A 19,520-nucleotide genomic window follows, 5' to 3' on the forward strand; every position below is an offset into this window, starting at 1 on the left:
AGGGGGAAGGGGGAAGGGGGAAGGGGGAAGGGCAACAGCTTAAGGCCACTGCAAACCCTGAATCTTGAAACACAGAGAGCACAGAGAGCACAGAGAGCACAGAGTTACACGGAGCAAGGCTTGAGCGGGGAAGCTGCTTGAAAGAGCACTTCCATGACCCGCCCCGCTTTACCTCGGTTTTCTCTGTGAATCTCCGTGTTCTCTGTGCTCTCTGTGTTTCAAGATGTGGGGGTTAGGGGGTTACCCTTCCCCCTTCTCCCTTCCCGAGGCTTACATGTTGTACGCCTTCTCGCCGTGGCTGGTCACATCCAGCCCTTCGCGCTCTTCGTCTTCCTTCACGCGCAGGCCGATCACCAGGTCCACCACCTTGTAGGCGACGATCGATACCACGCCGGACCAGACGATGGTCACCAGCACGCCGATGGCCTGGATCTTGAGCTGGCCGGCGATCGAGTAATCGGCGGCGACGGCGTTGCCCACGTAGTCCCAGATGCCGGTGCCGCCCAGGCTGGGTGAGGCCAGCACGCCGGTGGCCAGCGCGCCGAAGATCCCGCCCACGCCGTGCACGCCGAACACGTCGAGCGCGTCGTCGGCGCCGAGCAGGCGCTTCAGGCCGTGCACGCCCCACAGGCACAGCGGGCCGGCGATCAGGCCGATGGCCAGCGCGCCACCGACACCGACGAAGCCGCAGGCCGGGGTGATGGCGACCAGGCCGGCGACGGCGCCGGACGCGGCGCCCAGCATCGAGGGCTTGCCCTTGAGCAGCCACTCGGCGGCGGTCCACGACAGCGCGGCCAGCGCGGTGGCGGCCACGGTGTTGAGGAAGGCCAGCGCGGCGATGCCGTTGGCTTCCAGCGCGGAACCGGCGTTGAAGCCGAACCAGCCGAACCACAGCAGCGCGGCGCCGACCATGGTCAGGGTCAGGCTGTGCGGGGTCATCGCCTCGCGGCCGAAGCCGATGCGCTTGCCGACCATGTAGGCACCGACCAGGCCGGCCACGGCGGCGTTGATGTGCACCACAGTGCCGCCGGCGAAGTCGAGCGCGCCGTCCTGGAACAGATAGCCCGCGGTGGCCGTCGCCGCGGTGGCCGCGTCGGCGGTGGTGTAGGCATCCGGGCCGGCCCAGTACCACACCATGTGCGCCATCGGCAGGTAGGCGAAGGTAAACCAGATCACCACGAAGGCCAGCACCGCGGCGAACTTCACGCGCTCGGCGAAGGCTCCGACGATCAGGCCGCAGGTGATCGCGGCGAACGCGCCCTGGAACACCACGTAGATCATCTCGGTGATGACGATGCCCTTGCTCCAGGTGGCGGCCAGCGAATCGGGCGTCACGCCCTTGAGGAACACCTTGCCGAACGAGCCGAAGAAGACATTGCCCTCGGTGAAGGCCAGGCTGTAGCCGTAGACCAGCCACAGCACGCTGATCAGGCTGAACACGGTGAACACCTGCATCAGCACCGACAGCATGTTCTTGGAGCGCACCAGGCCGCCATAGAACAGCGCCAGGCCGGGGATCGACATCAGGATGACGAAGGCCGCGCAGATCATGATGAAGGCGTTGTCGCCCTTGTTGAGCGACGGCGCGGGCGCCGCGGCGGCGGCGGGTGCGCTGGCCGGGGCGGCGGCGGGCGTGGCGGCCGGCTTGGCCTCGGCGGCGCTGGCGGTGGCCGCCGGCGCGGAGGCCGCGGTGGCGGTGGAGGCTTCCTCGGCGAAGCTCGGGGCCGCCAACAGCATCGCGCCGAACAGCGCGAGCGACGCAAACAGCTTTTTCATTGGTATCTCCTTCCCTGAATCGCTTAGATGGCGGATTCGCCGGTCTCGCCGGTGCGGATGCGCACTACGTGCTGCAGGTCGAACACGAAGATCTTTCCGTCGCCGATCTTGCCCGTCTGCGCGGCCTTCTCGATGGCTTCGATGGTCTGCTCGACCAGGTCGTCGGCGATGGCGACGTCCACCTTCACCTTGGGCAGGAAATCGACGACGTACTCGGCACCGCGATACAGCTCGGTGTGCCCCTTCTGACGACCAAACCCCTTCACTTCGGTCACGGTCAGGCCCTGAACCCCAATGGCCGACAGTGCCTCGCGGACCTCATCGAGCTTGAACGGCTTGATGATGGCGGTAACGAATTTCATGGTTGATTCCTCGTAGGCCGGGTGATGACGACGGCAAGGTCAGCAGAAAGCGTGCCAATCCCCGAAAACCGCGCCGATACGGGCCGGCGCGCCGACATGCCGCGCCGGGCGCACCGCGGCGGCGCAGCGGGCGATCCCGCGTGCCGGGCGCGGCACCTGTTTGGTGCGCGGAACGCCCGGCCATGGGCGGCGTCCAAGCAGCGGTAGTCGCCGTGTCGTCTGCTACACTGGTTTCCGACCAACATGAGGAGGTGCACATGCTGAAAGAGAAAATCTTCGACGAGATCGCCAGCAAGATTTCGGACGCCATCGCCAACAGCCCGGCCAAGGATGTGGAAAAGAACGTGCGGGCGATGATGTCGTCGGCGTTCACGCGCATGGATCTGGTCACCCGCGAGGAATTCGAGATCCAGCAGGAAGTGCTGGCCCGCAGCCGGGAAAAGCTCAACGAACTGGAAGCACGCATCGCCGAGCTGGAAGCCAAACTGCACGCCAACAACCCACAGGACGGGCTGTAAAGGGCCGGATCGCCCACCGTCACCGAAGATGCCGCGGGAGGTTCCATCCACGCGGCATTCTTTTTGCTTCGGCTTGCGCCGCATTCCGGCATCCACCGACCAGGCTCCACCATGAACCCGACCCCGCCCCGCCTTGCCACTCCCGGCGATCTCGACGCACTCGCCGCCCTGTTCGACCAGTACCGCCAGTTCTACGGGCGCCCGGCCGATCCAGCGCTGGCCCGCGACTTCGTCGCGCTGCGCCTGGAACTGCGCGATTCCAGGTTGTTCGTCGTCGACGGCGCGCAGGGCCTGGCCGGCTTCGCCCAGGCGTATCCCAGCCTGTCGTCGCTCGCCGCCGGGCCGATCTGGATCCTCAACGACATCTTCGTCGCTCCCACCGAGCGTGGCCGGCATGTGGGCACCCGCCTGTTGCAAGGGGTGGAAGTGGCGGCACGCAGCGCCGGGGTGCTGCAACTACGCGTGGAAACCGCCCCCGACAACGTCGGCGCGCAACGCCTGTACCAGAGCCAGGGCTTCCGCCGCGAGATGGGGTTTTTGCAGTTTGTGTTGAAGCTGTAGGGATGAGGTGGGAAGGGGGAAGAGAGAAGGGGGAAGGGCAACACCCAAACCCTAAATCTTGAAACACAGAGAACACAGAGAGCACAGAGCGTCACAGAGAAAACCGAGGTAAAGCAGGACGGGTCCCGGAAGTGCGCTTTCGGGCAAGGCGCTCTTCTACTTGAACAAAGCAGCTCGCCCATTCAAGCCTTTCTCTGTGTAACTCCGTGTTCTCTGTGTTCTCTGTGTTTCAAGATGTGGGGTTTGAAGTGGTTTTACGCTGTTGCCCTTCCCCCTTCCCAAACAACAACGCCACCCCAAGGGGTGGCGTTGTTGTTTGAATCAAGTTGCAAAGCAGGCCTGTAAGCCGGGTTCTGTACCCTCTTGCGAGGGTGACCGTCATTCCTCTAGGCGCCGCGTTGCCACGGCGCTCCAGCAACCTACCCGCAGGCTCGGCGGGCCGCTTCGTCGCCTGCTGCTTGGTCTTGCTCCGGATGGGGTTTACCCAGCCAGTCCTGTTGCCAGTCCTGCGGTGCGCTCTTACCACCCCCTTGCGGGGGCTCCCCGACGGGAACACCTTTTCACCCTTGCCTGATCCCGGTCCGGCGCGCTTCAGTCGCGCCTTCGACCCGGCCGGCCTGGCCCTTTCGGCCCAGGCCGGGCGGCCACCTCGCTTGCGCTCGGTGTCCGCGCCATCGGCGGTTCGGCTCTCTGTTGCACTGTCCGTCGGCTTTCGCCGCCCGGCCGTTAGCCGGCATCCTGCCCTATGGAGCCCGGACTTTCCTCCCCCGTGTCACCACGGCAGCGACGGTCCGTCCTGCTTTGCGGGCGCCATTATCCGGCCTCGGCCCCCGGTTCGGCAAACGGCAGGCCGGTGGCGGCGGACAACTGGCGCGCCAGCGCTTCGGCCCAGGCGAGGTTGGCGGCGCCGGCGCGCCAGTGGCCGAACACGAAACGCTGCCCGCCCTCGAACACCAGCCACACGCTGTCGCGGCGGAAGGCGTGGGCCTCGCGCTCCAGCACGATGCGGCTGAATTCGCCCGGCGCATGGCGATGTTCGAGCAGGGTCAGCAGCCCCAGCAGACGCCAGCGACGGTACAGCGCCTCACCATCCCAGCCCTGTTCGGCCGGCACCGCCCAGATCACCGTGGCCAGCGCCAGCATGGTGTACCAGAACAGACCGAAGAAGCCGTGCTCGAAACTGGCGCCGGACAGCAGCGGCCGCCCCCACCAGCCGGCGGCGACCAGCAGGGCGGCGGCGATCCACCAGTTGGGGCGGAAGGCGATGCGGTGGACGATGCGCACGGTGGTCAGGCCAGGCGCCAGGCCAGCGCTTCGCCGGCGCGCAGCGGCACCACGTCGTGCTCGCCGAACGGGTACGACGCGGGCACCTGCCAGGATTCGCGCACCAGCGTCACCTGGCCCTGGTTGCGCGGCAGGCCGTAGAAATCCGGGCCGTTGAAGCTGGCGAACGCCTCCAGCTTGTCCAGCGCGCCGGCCGCTTCGAACGCTTCGGCATAGAACGCCAGCGCGGCGTGCGCCGAGTAGATGCCGGCGCAGCCGCACGCGGTCTCCTTGGTGTGCTGGGCGTGCGGCGCGCTGTCGGTGCCGAGGAAGAACTTGCGCGACCCCGACGCCACCGCGGTCATCAGCGCGCGGCGGTGTTCCTCGCGCTTGAGCACCGGCAGGCAGTAGTGATGCGGGCGGATGCCGCCCTGGAACAGCGCGTTGCGGTTCATCAACAGGTGCTGCGGGGTGACGGTGGCGCCGACGTTGTCGCCCGACTCCAGCACGAACTGCGCGGCCTGGCGGGTGGTGATGTGCTCGAACACCACCTTCAGCGTCGGCAGCCGTTGCAGCAGCGGCGCCATCACCCGCTCGATGAACGCGGCCTCGCGGTCGAACACGTCCACCGCCGGATCGGTGACTTCGCCGTGCACCAGGAACGGCAGGCCGATCTCGGCCATCTTCTCCAGGGTGGGCATCACGCCGTCCAGCCCGGCGACGCCGGCCTCGGAGTTGGTGGTGGCGCCGGCCGGATACAGCTTCACGCCATGCACGAAGCCGCTGTCGCGCGCCCGCACCACTTCATCGGGGGTCAGGCCGGAAGTGAGATACAGCGTCATCAGCGGCTGGAAGTCGCTGCCGGCGGGCAGGGCGGCCAGGATGCGCTGGCGGTATTCGCCGGCCAGCGCCACGGTGGTGACCGGCGGCTTGAGGTTGGGCATGACGACGGCGCGGGCGAACTCGCGCGCGGTGTGCGGCAGCACCGAGGCCATCAGTGCGCCGTCGCGCAGGTGCAGGTGCCAGTCGTCGGGGCGGGTGAGCGTGAGGGTGGTGGTCATGTCAGCGCTTCTTGATCAGGAAATGGAATTTGCCGTCCTGGGTCGTCGATTCGACCAGTTCGTTCCCGGTCTGGCGGCAGAACGCGGCGAAATCGGTGGGCGTGGCCGGGTCGGTGCAGGTCACCGCGAGCAGTTCGTCGCTGGCCAGATTGGCGAGCGCCTTCTTGGTGCGCAGGATGGGCAACGGGCAGTTGAGGCCGGAAAGATCGATGGCGAGCGCGGGCGTCATGGCGGCGGGACAAAAAGGAAAAGGCGATTTTACCATCGCGCCCCCGCGCCTCGCCGCCGCGCGGAACCTGCGGTCGGCACAGCGCGCGCCGCGCTGCCGGCCACGCGCCGCCGGGCATTGCCAACGGCCGGCGATGGGGGCACGCTCTGTTTTTTTCATTCGACCCGGAGCCTGTCAGGCATGGCGCTGACCGATCAGCATCCGCACCCCCATCCGCACGACGCGGCGGGCGGGCACAACCAGGATCACGACCATCATTTCGACCACGTGCACCACCATCACCACCACGGCGCGCCGTCCTCGCAGAAGCGGCTGCTGATCGCGCTGGCGGTGACCGGCGGCTTCGGCATCGTCGAGTTGGTCGGCGGGGTCTGGACCGGCTCGCTGGCGCTGATCTCGGATGCCGGGCACATGTTCACCGACGCCGCCGCGCTGCTGCTGGCGGTGATCGCCAATGTCGTCGGCCAGCGCCCGGCCGATACCCGGCAGAGCTACGGTTATTCGCGCGCTGAGGTGATCGGTGCGCTGATCAACAGCCTGGCGATGATCGCGCTGGTGGTGTGGATCGCGGTGGAGGCGGTGAGCCGCCTGCTGAACCCGTCGCCGGTGAACGGCCTGGGCGTGATGGTGATCGCGGTGATCGGGCTGTTGGTGAACGTGATTTCGGCGTGGTCGCTGTCGCACGACCACGACAACATGAACAGCCGCGGCGCGCTGATCCACGTGCTGGGCGACCTGCTCGGCTCGGTGGCCGCCATCGCCGCCGGCGCGGTGATCTACTACACCGGCTGGCGCCCGATCGACCCGATCCTGTCGGTGGCGGTGTCGCTGCTGATCCTGCGCTCCACCTGGCGCCTGCTGCGCCAGTCCACCCACCTGCTGATGGAGGGCGTACCCAGCCATCTCAAGCTGGAGGAGATCGGCTACAGCCTGGCGCGCGAGGACGGCGTGGCCCAGGTGCACGACCTGCACGTCTGGCAGATCGCGCAGCGGCGAATCGCGCTGTCGGCGCACCTGGTCATCGAATCGCCCCGGCAATGGCCGGCGCTGCTGGCGCGGCTGACCCGCATGCTGAGCGAGCGCTACGGCATTGCCCACGTGACACTGCAACCCACCTGGTTCCTGCCGCATCCGGGCGGACGGCATATCCCGATCAAGCCGGTGGCGACCGCCGATGCGGATCACCACACCGACGAGCACGATCATCACCACTCCGGCCATCGACACTGAGCGGCGGCCCGGTTAGCATCAGCCGCTCTTGCGGAGTAACGCCATGAAATCCCTGATCGCCCTGCTCTCCCTCGTGGCCGCCACCACGGCCTTCGCCGGCGCCTACGGCGAATCCGGCATGCGCCCGGAAGACATCAAAGGCAACGACAGCACCACCGACAAGGTGCTCGACCGCGTGTTCGGCAGCGACACCCCGCCGCCGCCGCCGGAACAAGCCTTCACCAAGCCGCCGCTGGCCGACCTGAAGCTGTGGCAGCAATTCAACGCCAGCTACGACCTGCGCAACAACGACTACTACATCGCCCTCGACAGCCTGAGCGTCGGCGAGGACGACGGCATCGTGCGCTACGCCGCCGCCGTGCTGCCCAAGCGCGGCAAGCTGAAGAACATCAGCTTTGAGGGCATCGACTGCAAGACCCGGCAGTATCGGGTCTATGCCTACGGCGACGAGACCGGCAAGAAGTGGATCGACGGCAACCAGCGCTGGAAGCGCCTGCTGAAGAACACCCGCAACGCCTACCAGGGCGAGTTCTACGATGTGATGTGCAACGGCGGCACCGCCTACCCCGTGCCCGAGATCGACAAGCAACTGCGCGACACCGACAAGCAACCCGGCGACTGCATCGGCTGCCGCTCGCGCGGCTGACCGCCAGACCAGCGCACTCCGACACAGCACCGGCGACAGCCCCGCGCGACGTTTCAGCCCCGCGCCGCCGGTTTCGACCGGCGCCCCGCTCCAGGCTTCAACGTCGCCCCGAGCGCAGCGAGGGCCCCTCGCGGCGGCGAGGGCGGGGGGAGTGGAATCGATCAGGCAGGAGGCCGGATTGGCGCATCATGATCGTCTCGCGCCCGGCCCACCACCGCCGGGCACCACACCCCGGGGGCAACGCACATCCCGAGCGCAGCGAGGCCCCCTCGCGGCGGCGAGGGCGGGGGGAGTGGAATCGATCAAGCGGGAGGCCGCTACCCGCATATCGCCGCCGTCTCGCGCCCGGCTTTGCCGGGGGCTCCACCGCGCCCGGTCCACCACCGCTGGGCACCACACCCCGGAGGCCGAATGAAGATCGTCATCGCCCCCGACGCCTACAAGGAAAGCCTGGCCGCGCCCGCCGTGGCGGCGTGCATCCGCGACGGCTTCGCCGACATCTTCCCCGACGCAGAATTCGTGCTGCGCCCCGTTGCCGACGGCGGCGAAGGCACGCTGGACGCCTTGCTCGCCAGCCTGGGCGGCGAGCGGCGACGCCACGGCGTCACCGGGCCGCTGGGCGAGTGCGTGGCGGCGCAATGGGGCCTGGCCGGCGATACCGCGCTGATCGAACTGGCCGAGGCCGCGGGACTGGCGCTGGTGCCGCCGGCGTTGCGCGATCCCACCCGCACCACCAGCTACGGCGTCGGCGAGCTGATGCGCGCCGCGCTCGATGCCGGCGCACGGCGCCTGACCGTCACCCTGGGCGGCAGCGCCACCTGCGACGGCGGCGCCGGGCTGTTGCAGGCGCTGGGCATCCGCCTGCTCGACGAGCACGACCGACCCATCGGCTTCGGCGGCGGCGCGCTGGCGCGGTTGTCACGCCTCGATGCCAGCGGCCTCGACCCGCGGCTGGCGGACTGCACCGTCGACGCCATCTGCGACGTGGCCATTCCGTTGACCGGGCCGCAGGGCGCCGCCGTGCTGTTCGCGCCGCAGAAAGGCGCGTCGCCGGCGCAGGTGGCCGAACTCGACGCCGCGCTCGCGCATTACGGCGCCGTCCTGCGGCGCGACCTGCGCGACATCCCGCTCGAAGCAGCCGGCGCCGCCGGCGGCTGTGCGGCCGCGCTGCTGGCGCTGGGCGCCCGGCTGGTCGGCGGCGCCGAACACGTGCTGCAACGCGTCGGCCTGGATGCCGAGCTGGCCGACGCAGATCTGGCGATCACCGGCGAAGGCCGGATGGACGCGCAGACCCTGCGCGGCAAAGCGCCCTACGCGGTGGCGCAACTGGCGGCCCGCCACGGCACGCCGGTGATCGGCATCGCCGGCAGCCTGGGCGACGGCGTCGGCGAACTAGCCGCGCACTTCCAGGCCGTGTTCCCGGTGGTGCCCGGCCCATGCAGCCGCGAACAGGCGCTGAGCGACGCCGCGACCAACCTGCGCACCACCGCCCGCAACGTCGCGGCGACGTTGCGACTGGGGGGATGGTTGGGAAGGGAGGCGGGGTTGAATTCCAAATCTTGAAACACAGAGAGCACAGAGAACACGGAGGGTCACAGAGGAAAAACAGGTCAAACCGAGGATCACTCTTGCCGATCGCGATTTGCCTTGGGTTTTCTCCGTGTCGCTCTGTGTTATCTGTGCTCTCTGTGTTTCAAGATTTGGAAGTGTGGGTTCAAGGACCAAGAGCGGCTAACAAAACCCAGCGAAGCGGTCCTGGCAAGAAGCGCGAAACGCAGACAGTACGCGAGTACGGCAAGTGAGCGCGACGCAGCCAGGAGGGTTTTGTTAGCCGCTCTAAACCAGCACCAGGTTGTCGCGGTGAATCAGTTCGGCTTCGTCGACGTAGCCCAGCACCGCTTCGATCTGGCCGGTGGGCAGGCGTACGATGCGGCGGGCTTCGCTGGCGCCGTAGTTCACCAGTCCTCGGGCGATCTCGCGGCCGTCGGCATCGACGCAGCTGACCACCTCGCCGCGATGGAATTCGCCCTCGATCGCCACCACGCCGATCGGCAGCAGGCTGGAGCCGCGCTCGACCATGGCGCGGCGGGCGCCGTCGTCGACGGTGACCTTGCCGTGCAGTTGCAGGTGGTCGGCGATCCACTGCTTCTTGGCGGCCAGCGGCGTGGTCTGCGCGACCAGCTCGGTGCCGATGGCCTCGCCGCCGGCCAGCCGGGTCAGCACCTGCGGCTCGCGGCCGCAGGCGATCACGGTGGCGGCGCCGCTGCGCGCGGCGCGCTTGGCGGCGATCACCTTGGTGTACATGCCGCCGGTGCCCACACTGGAACCGGCACCGCCGGCCATCGCCTCCAGCTCCGTGGAGCCGGCCACCGCCTGCTGGATCAGCGTGGCGGCGGGGTCGCGGCGCGGGTCGGCCGTGTACAGGCCCTGCTGGTCGGTCAGGATCACCAGCACGTCGCCTTCGATCAGGTTGGTCACCAGCGCGCCCAGGGTGTCGTTGTCGCCGAAGCGGATCTCGGCGGTGACCACGGTGTCGTTCTCGTTGATGATGGGGATCACGCCCAGCGTCAGCAGCGTCAGCAAGGTGGAGCGGGCGTTGAGGTAGCGGGTGCGGTCGGACAGGTCCTCGTGCGTCAGCAGCACCTGCGCGGTCTTCAGGCCATGCTGGCGGAACGCGGTTTCGTAGGCCTGGCACAATCCCATCTGGCCGACTGCGGCGGCGGCCTGCTTCTCGTGCACCGCCTTGGGCTTCTCCTTCCAGCCCAGGCGCGCCACGCCCTCGGCCACCGCGCCGGACGACACCAGCACCACCGACTTGCCCAGGCGGGTCAGCTCGGCGATCTCGGCAGCCCAGCGGATCAGCGCCTGATGGTCCAGGCCGCGCCCTTCGTTGGTGACGAGGCTGGAGCCGACCTTGACGACGATGCGCTGTGCGGACTGGACGATACTGTTCATGATGGGTTCCTTGGCAAGTCGCCGATTATAGCCGCGCCATCCGCGTCGCCACAGCGCGCCGCAGCATCACCAACCCGGAGCCGTTCCCGACGATGCGCTACCTGAAGATCGCCCTGTTCCTGCTCTGCCTGGGCCCGCTGGCCTGGACCGCCTGGCATCTGCCGGCCGCGGTCAACCCGGTGGAATACCTCACCCACCAGACCGGGCTGTGGGCGCTGATCCTGCTGCTGATCACGCTGTCGATCACGCCGTTGCGCCGCATCACCGGCCGCAACGAACTGCTGCGGCTGCGGCGCATGCTGGGCCTGTTCGCCTTCTTTCATGCCTGCCTGCATTTCCTGGTCTGGCTGGGGCTGGACCATCTATTCGACCTGGCGGCGATGTGGCACGACGTGCTCAAGCGGCCGTTCATCACGGTGGGCTTCAGCGCCTTGGTGCTGATGATCCCGCTGGCCGCGACCTCGACCGACGCCATGATGCGGCGGTTGAAACGCAACTGGGCGCGGCTGCACCGGCTGGTCTACGCCGTGGCCGTACTCGCGGTGCTGCATTTCTGGTGGCTGGTGAAGCGCGACGTGACCGAGCCGGCGATCTACGGCGCGATCCTGGCCATACTGCTGGTCTGGAGAGTTGACGCGTGGCAACGCAGGCGCAAGGCGCTTGCCTAGAATGACCGCATGAAAACCGTGCGCGACCCCACTCATCTGTGCCGCCTGGTGCTGTTCGCCGGCACGCTGGTCCATCAGTCCGGCGGCGACACGGCACGCACCGCCAACATCATGACCCGCACCGCGCGCGCGCTGGGCGCGGAGAACGTCCACACCGTGGTGTCGTCGCTCAACCTGGGCATCACCGTGGAACTCAACAGCCGCCAGCGCACGGTGTTCCACAAGGCGCCGCACATGGGCGTCAACTTCCGCACGCTGACCGGCGTCAGCCGCGCGGTCAACGCGCTGGAGGCGCGCCGCATCGGCCCCACCGCCTTCGAGACGCTGCTCGACGACCTCGCCAGCCGCCCCCACTACTATCCCCGCTGGTTCACCGCCCTCACCGTAGGGCTGGCCTGTGGCGGCTTCGCCGCGCTGTTCGGCGGCGACCTGGCCGCCGTGCTGGCCACGCTGGTCGGCGCCGGCCTGGGCAGCTGGGTACGGTTGTGGATGACCTCGCGTCACTACAAGCCGTTCATCTTCGCCATCGCCAGCTCGACCGTCGCCACGCTGCTGGTCGGGCTGCTGGCCGCCTGGCTCTCCTACACGCCGGAGCCGGCGATCGCCGCGTCGGTGCTGTTCCTGATCCCCGGCGTGCCGCTGATCAACGCCATGGCCGACATGCTGTCGGGCAACTACCTGAACGGCGGCGTGCGCCTGACCATGAGCGCCGTCATCATCGCCGGCATCGGTGTCGGCGTCAGCCTTGCCCTGCGGGTGTTCCATTGAGCGCGCTGAGCTGGTGGGCGGAACTGTGGGCGGCGCCGGCGGCGCTCGGCTTCGCCATCCTGTTCAACGTGCCGCCGCGCGCCCTGCTGCCGGCCTGTCTGCTGGCCATCGTGGGCCATGTGGCGCGGCGGCTGATGGTGGTGGCCGGCAGCGACATGGTGCTCGCCACGCTGGTGGCCGCCTTGCTGATCGGCGTCGCCGCCGGCTGGTGGGGACGCCGCACCCGCCAGGCGTCGGAGATCTTCAGCATCAGCGCGGCCATTCCATTGGTACCCGGGGTATCGATGTACAAGGCGGCGCAGGCGCTGCTGGGCATCGCCGGCGTGGAGACCAGTGTCGGCGGCGAAGCCTTCCTGCTGGATGCCGGCGTCTACGCGGTGAAGGCGGTGATGATCATGCTGGCGCTGGCCATTGGCATCGCCGCGCCGATGCTGCTCTGGCCGCGGCGCTAGGCAACACGCCACTCCCCTTCCCGAACACGGTTGCCAACCGGCAGCGAGGGCCTGCCGCGCACTTTTGATTCAGATCAAAGCGCCGCCCTTTGCCGTCGCCGGCCCCTCCCAACCGCCCTTAATCCACAATATATTGTGTTGGTCACTCAAACCGATACAAGATATTGAGGATTGTCGATGAGCTCTCTCCCCCAGTACGTCGAAAAGCGCGATGGCCGCATCGTGCCGTTCGATGGCACCAAGATCGCCGATGCGCTGCTGCGCGCCGGCACCGTCACCGGTGAATTCGACGCCGCCAAGGCCGACGAACTGGCCACGGCCGCGATCGCGCTGTTGCCGACGGGGCGCACCCCGCACATCGAATCGATCCAGGACGCGGTCGAAGGCACGCTGCTCAAGGCCGGCTTCCTGGCCACCGCCCGCGCCTACATCGCCTACCGCGAAGCGCACCGCCGGCTGCGCCAGGACACCCGCACCGTGGTGGACGTGGCGTCGAGCATCAACGAATACCTGGAACAGAGCGACTGGCGGGTGAACGCCAACGCCAACCAGGGCTTCAGCCTGGGCGGCCTGATCCTCAACACCGCCGGCAAGGTGGTCGCCAACTACTGGCTGAACCACGTCTACCCGCCCGAGGTCGGCGAAGCGCACCGCAGCGGCGCCATCCATATCCACGACCTGGACATGCTGTCCGGCTACTGCGCCGGCTGGTCACTGCGCCGGCTGCTGCACGAAGGCTTCAACGGCGTGCCCGGCAAGGTGGAGGCCCGCCCGCCCAAGCACTTCTCGGCGGCGATCGGCCAGATCGTCAACTTCCTCGGCACCTTGCAGAACGAATGGGCCGGCGCGCAGGCGTTCAGCTCGTTCGATACCTACATGGCGCCGTTCGTGCGCGTGGACAACCTGTCGTACTCGCAGGTGAAGCAGTACGTGCAGGAGCTGATCTACAACCTGAACGTGCCCAGCCGCTGGGGCACGCAGACGCCGTTCACCAACCTCACCTTCGACTGGATCTGCCCGGAAGACCTGCGCGAACAGGTGCCCTACGTGGGCGGCAAGGAGATGCCGTTCCAGTACGGCGACCTGCAGGCCGAGATGGACATGATCAACCGCGCCTACATCGAAGTGATGATGGAAGGCGATGCGCTGGGCCGGGTGTTCACCTTCCCCATCCCCACCTACAACATCACCCGCGATTTCGCGTGGGAGCACCCCAACACCGAGCTGCTGTTCGAGATGACCGCCAAGTACGGTCTGCCGTACTTCCAGAACTTCCTGAACTCCGACCTGGAACCGCACATGGTCCGGTCGATGTGCTGCCGCCTGCAACTGGACCTGCGCGAGCTGCTCAAGCGCGGCAACGGCCTGTTCGGCAGCGCCGAGCAGACCGGCAGCCTGGGCGTGGTCACCCTCAACTGCGCACGCATCGGCCACGAGTTCAAGGGCGACGAGGCCGGCCTGCTGCACCGGGTGGACCACCTGCTGGAGCTGGCCAAGCAATCGCTGGAGCTGAAGCGCAAGGTGATCCAGCGCCTGATCGACGCCGGGCTGTACCCGTACACCAAGCGCTACCTGGGCACGCTGCGCAACCACTTCAGCACCGTCGGCGTGAACGGCGTCAACGAGATGGTGCGCAACTTCACCGGCGACCACGACGACATCACCACCGTGGAAGGCCACGCGCTGGCGGTGCGCCTGATGGACCACGTGCGCATGCGCATCGTGCAGTTCCAGGAGGAAACGGGCCACCTGTACAACCTGGAAGCCACCCCCGCCGAAGGCACCACCTACCGCTTCGCCAAGGAAGACCGCAAGCGCTACCCGGACATCCTGCAGGCCGGCACCGTCAACCAGCCGTACTACACCAACTCGACGCAACTGCCGGTGGGCTTCACCGACGATCCGTTCGAGGCGCTGACGCGGCAGGAGGAACTGCAACGCAAGTACACCGGCGGCACGGTATTGCACCTGTACATGAACGAAGCGGTATCGTCGTCCGAAGCCTGCCGCCGACTGGTACGCCGCGCGCTGGAGCACTACCGCCTGCCCTACATCACCGTGACGCCCACCTTCTCGGTCTGCCCCAAGCACGGCTACCTGAGCGGGCATCACGAATTCTGCCCCAAGTGCGACGCCGAGCTGCTGGCGCGCCAGAACCGCTGCGCGTGCCCGTGAGCACGTTCGCCGAACACGCAAGTCAAAGTTGGTGAGCCTTGCGGGGCGAGCGGACACCTTGCCCGCCCCGCTTCTTTTTTCGAGAACCAGGAGCAACGTCATGACCGATCTGTCGCAACAACAGTACCTGCAACCGCAAGCCGCCAGCGCGCTCAAGGACGAGGACCGTACCCGCTGCGAAGTCTGGACCCGCGTGATGGGCTACCACCGCCCGGTCTCGGCGTTCAACGTCGGCAAGCGCGGCGAATTCGCCGACCGCAAGTTCTTCAAGGAACAGTAAGCACCTCCATGCGGGAAGCACCGATGCACGACGCGCACCAGGACCGGCCACGCACGCCCAAGCTGGGTGGCTTCGTTCCGTTCTCCAGCTGCGACTATCCCGGCCACCTGGCGTGCGTGGTCTTCACCGCCGGCTGCCCGTGGCGCTGCCGCTACTGCCACAACCCGCACCTGCAAAAGCGCGAACACCAGCCCGGCCTGCCGTCGTGGGACGACATCCTGGCATGGCTGCCGCTGCGCGAGGGCCTGCTCGACGGGTTGGTGTTCTGCGGTGGCGAGCCGCTGGCGGAGCCGCTGCTGCCGCGCATGGCAGCGCAGGTGAAGGCGCTGGGCTTCAAGGTGGGCCTGCATACCGGCGGCGCCTATCCCGACCGCCTGCAAGCGTGCCTGCCCTACGTGGACTGGGTGGGCTTCGACGTGAAGCACCAGTTCGACCTCTACCCGGGCGTCACCCTGATCCGCAACAGCGGCGACCCGGCGCGGCGCGCGCTGGCGATGGTGCAGGCCAGCGGCGTGCCATTCGAGTGCCGCACCACCACCCACCCCGGCCTGCATAGCCCGGAGCAACTGCGGCGGCTGGCCGACCAGTTGGCCGGCTACGGCGTGCGCGACTTCGCCTTGCAGTTGTTCCGCAGCGACGGTTGCCACGACGACGCGCTGTTGAAGCAACCGGCCCTGCCGCCGGACGCCGCCACCCTCGCCCACCTGGAAAACGCCTTCGAACGCTTCACCCTGCGCGGTTGAGGGGAGCAGGGAAAAAGGCAAATTCAAATCTTGAAACACAGAGAGCACGGAGAACACAGAGTCCCACAGAGAAGACCAAGACCGCCTCAGGAATGATTTTGGCGTTGGGTTTCTCCCGTTTTTCTCTGTGTTCTCCGTGTCCTCTGTGTTTCAAGATGTGGGGTTTCAACGCCGCCCTCTCATCGTCCCGCCATCTTGGCGTTGAAGTCGCGCCGCGCCGCCTGCAAGGTGGAGTAGTGGCGCTCGTCCGGGGTCTTGCCGCGCTCGCGGAACCAGTTCAGCCATTCCTCGCGCCGCCCGGCGAACGCCAGGGTCACGCCGCGCTCGGCCAGTTCGGCGTTGAGTTCGCGCAGCATCGCCAGCGCGGTCAGGTCGAACTGGGTGATCGGCAATGAATCGATCACCAGCCAGTACACCGGCGTCTCGGCGGTATCGATCAGCGCCAGCACCCGCTGCTTGAAGTAGCCGGCGTTGAAGAAGGTCAACGGCGATTCGAAGCGGTACACCATCATCCCCGGGATCGCCTTGGCGCCGGGGTGGATCGCCAGGTCGTGGAAGCTGTCGCGGTCGGGATAGACACCGAGCAGGCTTTCCTTCGGTCGCGCCACCCGCATCAGGAAGCGCAGCACCGCCACCGTCACCGCCAGCCCCACGCCGGGCATCACTCCGACGAAGGCCACGCCCACGGTGGTGCCCAGCGCCAGCAGGAACTCGCCGCGGCTGTAGCGCCGCAACGACCAGAGTCCGCGCCAATCCACCAGCTTGAGCGCCGCCACGATCAGCACCACGCCCAGCGCCGCCTGCGGCACGTAGGCCAGCGGCCCGGTCAGCGCCAGCATCACCAGCGCGATGGCGAGCGCGGCCACCACGCTGACCATCTGCGTCTGGCCGCCGTTGGCGTCGTTCACGGCGGTGCGCGAATCGGCGCCGCTGATGACGAAGCCCTGCGACAGCGCGGCGGCGATGTTGGCCGTGCCCAGCGCGCGGAATTCGCGGTCGGCATCGACGTCGTAGCGGTTCTTGGCGGCAAAGCTGCGCGCCGTCAGCATGGCGCTGTTGAAGCTCACCAGCGCCAGCGCCGCCGCCGCCCCCAGCAACTGGCCCAGGTGACCCAGCGGCAGCGATGGCCAATGCAATCGCGGCAGGCCGGCCGGCACATCGCCGATCACCGCCACGCCCCGCGCCTCCAGCCCCAGCAACCCCACCGCCAGGCCGCAGCCCACCATCGCCGCCAGCGCGCCGGGCAGGCGCGGCAGCCAGCGCCCGCACGCCCACAGCAGCGCCAGTGCCGCCGCCGACACCAGCAGCACCGGCCAGTGGGTCTGCAACACCTTGGCCGGCAGTTCGCCCAGCCGCTCCAGCAGGTTGGCGTGTTGGTACTGGAAACCGAACACCTTGCCCAGCTGGCCGACCACGATGCTGATCGCCACGCCGTTGAGAAAGCCCAGCAGGATGGGCCGCGACAGCAGGTCGGCCAGAAAGCCCAGCCGCAGCCGGCTGGCGATCAGGCAGATCACGCCGGTGAGGAAGGCCAGCGTCACCGACAGCGAGATATAGAGCTCGGCGTCGCCGTGGGCGATCGGCACCAGCGTGGCGGCCACCATGGCGCAGGTGGCCGCGTCCGGCCCGACGATCAACTGGCGCGAGGTGCCGAACAGCGCATAGATCATCATCGGCAGCACGCTGGCATACAGTCCGGCCACCGGGCTCATCCCGGCCAGCTCTGCGTAGGCGACGCCGACCGGCAGCGCCACCGCCGCCACCGACAGCCCGGCACGCACGTCGGCGCGCAACCATTCCCGCCGGTAGTGCAGCAGGTTATCGAGGCCGGGCATCCAGGCATTGAGCAGGGCAAGGATCTTGTTCTTCATCGTCGCAGCATAACCGGCGCATCGACGGCCGGAGAAGGCCAATGCTTCTCAGCACCGGCCGCGTGGCGGTCGCGCCACGCAGCGACCTCATCCGTGTTCATGCCAACGGTCTACAACACGCATAGCGCCGCGCTATCGCCCCCAATAACAGATTCAATTTCCTTTCTGGATGGGGTGGGTCCAACAATCAGTGAAGCTTGTTGCAAAGCAACGTCGCCTTGCGAACAACCGTGTTTATATCGGTTACAACCATTGGATTTCGCGTTGGGCTTGCGCCCGTCCGCCGCGCGTCCGGGTTCCGGCTCACGCCGACACATCGCCTTCGCGGGTGATCCGGATGCACGCGCGCACCGATGCAGTATCCGGCACGCATGGTACCGGCGCGGTACGGAGCGGACAGGTCTTTCGGCTCGTTTCAATCGGCAGTGTCTTTCCCAGGAGAAACCACAATGAGCGATAAACCCATACTCACCACCAACTTCGGCCAACCGGTGGCCGACAACCAGAACACCCAGACCGCCGGCCCGCGCGGCCCCGCCCTGTTGCAGGACGTGCACCTGGTGGAAAAGCTGGCCCACTTCAACCGCGAACGGGTACCGGAACGCGTGGTGCACGCCAAGGGCTCCGGCGCCCACGGCACCTTCCGCGTCACCGGCGACATCACCCGCTACACCTGTGCCAAGCTGTTCTCGCAGATCGGCAAGGAAACCCCGGTCTTCGTGCGCTTCTCCACCGTCGGCGGCGAATCCGGCTCGGCCGACACCGAGCGCGACCCGCGCGGCTTCGCGGTGAAGTTCTACACCGAGGAAGGCAACTGGGACATGGTCGGCAACAACACGCCGGTGTTCTTCCTCAAGGACCCGCTGAAGTTCCCCGATTTCATCCACACCCAGAAGCGCAATCCGCACACCAACCTGAAGGATGCCAACGCCAAGTGGGATTTCTGGTCGCTGTCGCCCGAGGCGCTGCACCAGGTGGTGATCCTGTTCTCCGATCGCGGCACGCCGGATGGCTTCCGCTTCATGCACGGCTTCTCCAGCCACACTTTCAGCCTGTACAACGCCGCCGGCGAACGGGTATGGGTGAAGTGGCACTTCAAGACCAGGCAGGGCATCAAGAACCTGCATCCGACCGAGGCCGGCCGCCTGGCGGGCGCCGATCCCGACTACGCGCAGCGCGACCTGTTCCACGCCATCGAGCGCGGCGAATTCCCCAAGTGGCGCGTCTGCGTGCAGATCATGACCCAGGAACAGGCCAAGACCTTCCGCTGGAATCCGTTCGACCTGACCAAGACCTGGCCGCAGGGCGAATACCCGCTGATCGAAGTGGGCGAGATGGAGCTGAACCGCAACCCGCAGAACTACTTCGCGGAAGTGGAACAGGCCGCCCTGTCGCCGGGCAACGTGGTGCCGGGTATCGGCTTCAGCCCGGACAAGATGCTGCAAGGCCGGCTGTTCGCCTACAACGACGCCCACCGCTACCGCATCGGCACCAACTATGCGCAATTGCCAGTGAACGCGCCGCAGTGCCCGTACCACAACTACCAGCGCGCCGGCAGCATGCGCTTCGACGGCAACGGCGGCAGCGGGCCGAACTACGAGCCCAACAGCGTGCCGGGCACTCCGGCCGAAGCGCCGCAGTTCCGCGAACCGCCGCTGCCGCTGGGCGACGTGTCGGCCTGGCAGTACAGCCACCGCGACGAGGACGACCACTACAGTCAGCCGCGCGCCCTGTTCGAGCTGATGGACCCCGGGCAGCAGCAACTGCTGATCGACAACATCGCCGGCTCGATGAAGGAAGTGACCCAGGACGGCGTGGTGGTGCGCCAGCTCGGCCATTTCCACAAGGTGCATCCGCAACTGGCTGCCGGCATCGCCCGGCAACTGGGTGTCGCCCCAGCCGCCTACGGCGGTTGATCCCGCTGTCGCAATGAGGAGAAACGCCCGGCCCACGCCGGGCGTT

The 19,520-nt window shown here is 67.5% G+C and carries 19 protein-coding genes and 1 other RNA gene; 12 read left to right on the forward strand and 8 right to left on the reverse strand.

Translation table 11 applies throughout. The features are described 5' to 3' along the window. Window positions 1-270: 270 nt before the first annotated feature. Together amt and glnK are read right to left on the reverse strand one after the other, a co-directional pair. Window positions 271-1,776, reverse strand: a complete 1,506-nt coding sequence (amt, locus tag C556_RS0100005) for an ammonium transporter (protein WP_018746161.1) — start codon at window positions 1,774-1,776, stop codon at window positions 271-273. 23 nt (window positions 1,777-1,799) lie between these two features. Further along, on the reverse strand, window positions 1,800-2,138 hold the full coding sequence (gene glnK, locus C556_RS0100010) for a P-II family nitrogen regulator (RefSeq protein ID WP_018746162.1): 339 nt from the start codon (window positions 2,136-2,138) through the stop codon (window positions 1,800-1,802). 257 nt (window positions 2,139-2,395) lie between these two features. Here glnK and C556_RS0100015 point away from each other — a divergent pair, with 257 nt between their 5' ends. Continuing rightward, window positions 2,396-2,656: an accessory factor UbiK family protein gene (locus C556_RS0100015; RefSeq protein WP_018746163.1), complete on the forward strand. Its 261-nt coding sequence runs from the start codon at window positions 2,396-2,398 to the stop codon at window positions 2,654-2,656. Window positions 2,657-2,767: 111 nt separating this feature from the next. After that, the gene (locus tag C556_RS0100020; RefSeq protein WP_018746164.1) at window positions 2,768-3,217 is read left to right on the forward strand and encodes a GNAT family N-acetyltransferase; all 450 of its coding nucleotides are present in this window, start codon (window positions 2,768-2,770) and stop codon (window positions 3,215-3,217) included. A gap of 326 nt (window positions 3,218-3,543) precedes the next feature. On the opposite strand, the gene rnpB is transcribed toward C556_RS0100020, so the two are convergent. The 4 genes from rnpB to C556_RS24220 all read right to left on the reverse strand — a co-directional run bounded on the left by rnpB (window position 3,544) and on the right by C556_RS24220 (window position 5,770). Further along, window positions 3,544-4,020: RNase P RNA component class A (rnpB, locus tag C556_RS21350), an RNA gene on the reverse strand. 10 nt (window positions 4,021-4,030) lie between these two features. After that, window positions 4,031-4,501 (reverse strand): hypothetical protein, encoded by a 471-nt coding sequence (locus C556_RS0100025; protein ID WP_018746165.1) that lies wholly within the window; start codon window positions 4,499-4,501, stop codon window positions 4,031-4,033. Between the two features lie 5 nt (window positions 4,502-4,506). Beyond that, window positions 4,507-5,541: a dihydroorotase gene (pyrC, locus tag C556_RS0100030; RefSeq protein WP_018746166.1), complete on the reverse strand. Its 1,035-nt coding sequence runs from the start codon at window positions 5,539-5,541 to the stop codon at window positions 4,507-4,509. 1 nt (window position 5,542) lies between these two features. Beyond that, window positions 5,543-5,770, reverse strand: a complete 228-nt coding sequence (locus C556_RS24220) for a sulfurtransferase TusA family protein (RefSeq protein ID WP_018746167.1) — start codon at window positions 5,768-5,770, stop codon at window positions 5,543-5,545. 180 nt (window positions 5,771-5,950) lie between these two features. On the opposite strand from C556_RS24220, the gene C556_RS0100040 reads away from it, so the two are divergent. The 3 genes from C556_RS0100040 to C556_RS0100050 all read left to right on the forward strand — a co-directional run bounded on the left by C556_RS0100040 (window position 5,951) and on the right by C556_RS0100050 (window position 9,209). After that, on the forward strand, window positions 5,951-7,000 hold the full coding sequence (locus C556_RS0100040) for a cation diffusion facilitator family transporter (protein WP_018746168.1): 1,050 nt from the start codon (window positions 5,951-5,953) through the stop codon (window positions 6,998-7,000). Between the two features lie 43 nt (window positions 7,001-7,043). Further along, entirely contained in the window at window positions 7,044-7,646 is a 603-nt protein-coding gene (locus C556_RS0100045) for a CNP1-like family protein (RefSeq protein ID WP_018746169.1), read from the forward strand. A 411-nt stretch (window positions 7,647-8,057) separates the two neighbouring features. Next, window positions 8,058-9,209 (forward strand): glycerate kinase, encoded by a 1,152-nt coding sequence (locus tag C556_RS0100050; protein WP_018746170.1) that lies wholly within the window; start codon window positions 8,058-8,060, stop codon window positions 9,207-9,209. A gap of 273 nt (window positions 9,210-9,482) precedes the next feature. Here C556_RS0100050 and proB read toward each other — a convergent pair whose 3' ends face one another. Next, window positions 9,483-10,601, reverse strand: coding sequence for a glutamate 5-kinase (gene proB / locus C556_RS0100055; protein ID WP_018746171.1), 1,119 nt, complete (start codon window positions 10,599-10,601; stop codon window positions 9,483-9,485). Between the two features lie 92 nt (window positions 10,602-10,693). Here proB and msrQ point away from each other — a divergent pair, with 92 nt between their 5' ends. From msrQ to C556_RS0100085, 6 genes are all read left to right on the forward strand, one after another. Next, window positions 10,694-11,269: a protein-methionine-sulfoxide reductase heme-binding subunit MsrQ gene (gene msrQ / locus C556_RS18645; protein ID WP_018746172.1), complete on the forward strand. Its 576-nt coding sequence runs from the start codon at window positions 10,694-10,696 to the stop codon at window positions 11,267-11,269. Between the two features lie 9 nt (window positions 11,270-11,278). Continuing rightward, window positions 11,279-12,037, forward strand: coding sequence for a threonine/serine exporter family protein (locus tag C556_RS21225; RefSeq protein WP_018746173.1), 759 nt, complete (start codon window positions 11,279-11,281; stop codon window positions 12,035-12,037). Further along, window positions 12,034-12,489: a threonine/serine exporter family protein gene (locus tag C556_RS0100070; RefSeq protein WP_018746174.1), complete on the forward strand. Its 456-nt coding sequence runs from the start codon at window positions 12,034-12,036 to the stop codon at window positions 12,487-12,489. The genes C556_RS21225 and C556_RS0100070 overlap by 4 nt, the downstream gene beginning before the upstream one ends. A 177-nt stretch (window positions 12,490-12,666) precedes the next feature. Then, complete coding sequence (locus tag C556_RS0100075; protein ID WP_018746175.1) at window positions 12,667-14,664, forward strand: ribonucleoside triphosphate reductase; 1,998 nt, start codon at window positions 12,667-12,669, stop codon at window positions 14,662-14,664. A 100-nt stretch (window positions 14,665-14,764) separates the two neighbouring features. Beyond that, entirely contained in the window at window positions 14,765-14,944 is a 180-nt protein-coding gene (gene nrdD / locus C556_RS0100080; RefSeq protein ID WP_018746176.1) for an anaerobic ribonucleoside-triphosphate reductase, read from the forward strand. A 23-nt stretch (window positions 14,945-14,967) separates the two neighbouring features. Then, entirely contained in the window at window positions 14,968-15,687 is a 720-nt protein-coding gene (locus C556_RS0100085; protein ID WP_018746177.1) for an anaerobic ribonucleoside-triphosphate reductase activating protein, read from the forward strand. A gap of 179 nt (window positions 15,688-15,866) precedes the next feature. Here the strand turns inward: C556_RS0100085 and C556_RS18655 are convergent, their stop codons facing one another. Beyond that, window positions 15,867-17,558, reverse strand: coding sequence for a SulP family inorganic anion transporter (locus tag C556_RS18655; RefSeq protein ID WP_051083186.1), 1,692 nt, complete (start codon window positions 17,556-17,558; stop codon window positions 15,867-15,869). A 449-nt stretch (window positions 17,559-18,007) separates the two neighbouring features. On the opposite strand from C556_RS18655, the gene C556_RS0100095 reads away from it, so the two are divergent. Next, window positions 18,008-19,474, forward strand: coding sequence for a catalase (locus C556_RS0100095; protein ID WP_018746178.1), 1,467 nt, complete (start codon window positions 18,008-18,010; stop codon window positions 19,472-19,474). Window positions 19,475-19,520: the final 46 nt, after the last annotated feature.

This window comes from Chitiniphilus shinanonensis DSM 23277 (assembly GCF_000374805.1).
GTDB classification, from domain to species: Bacteria; Pseudomonadota; Gammaproteobacteria; order Burkholderiales; family Chitinibacteraceae; genus Chitiniphilus; species Chitiniphilus shinanonensis.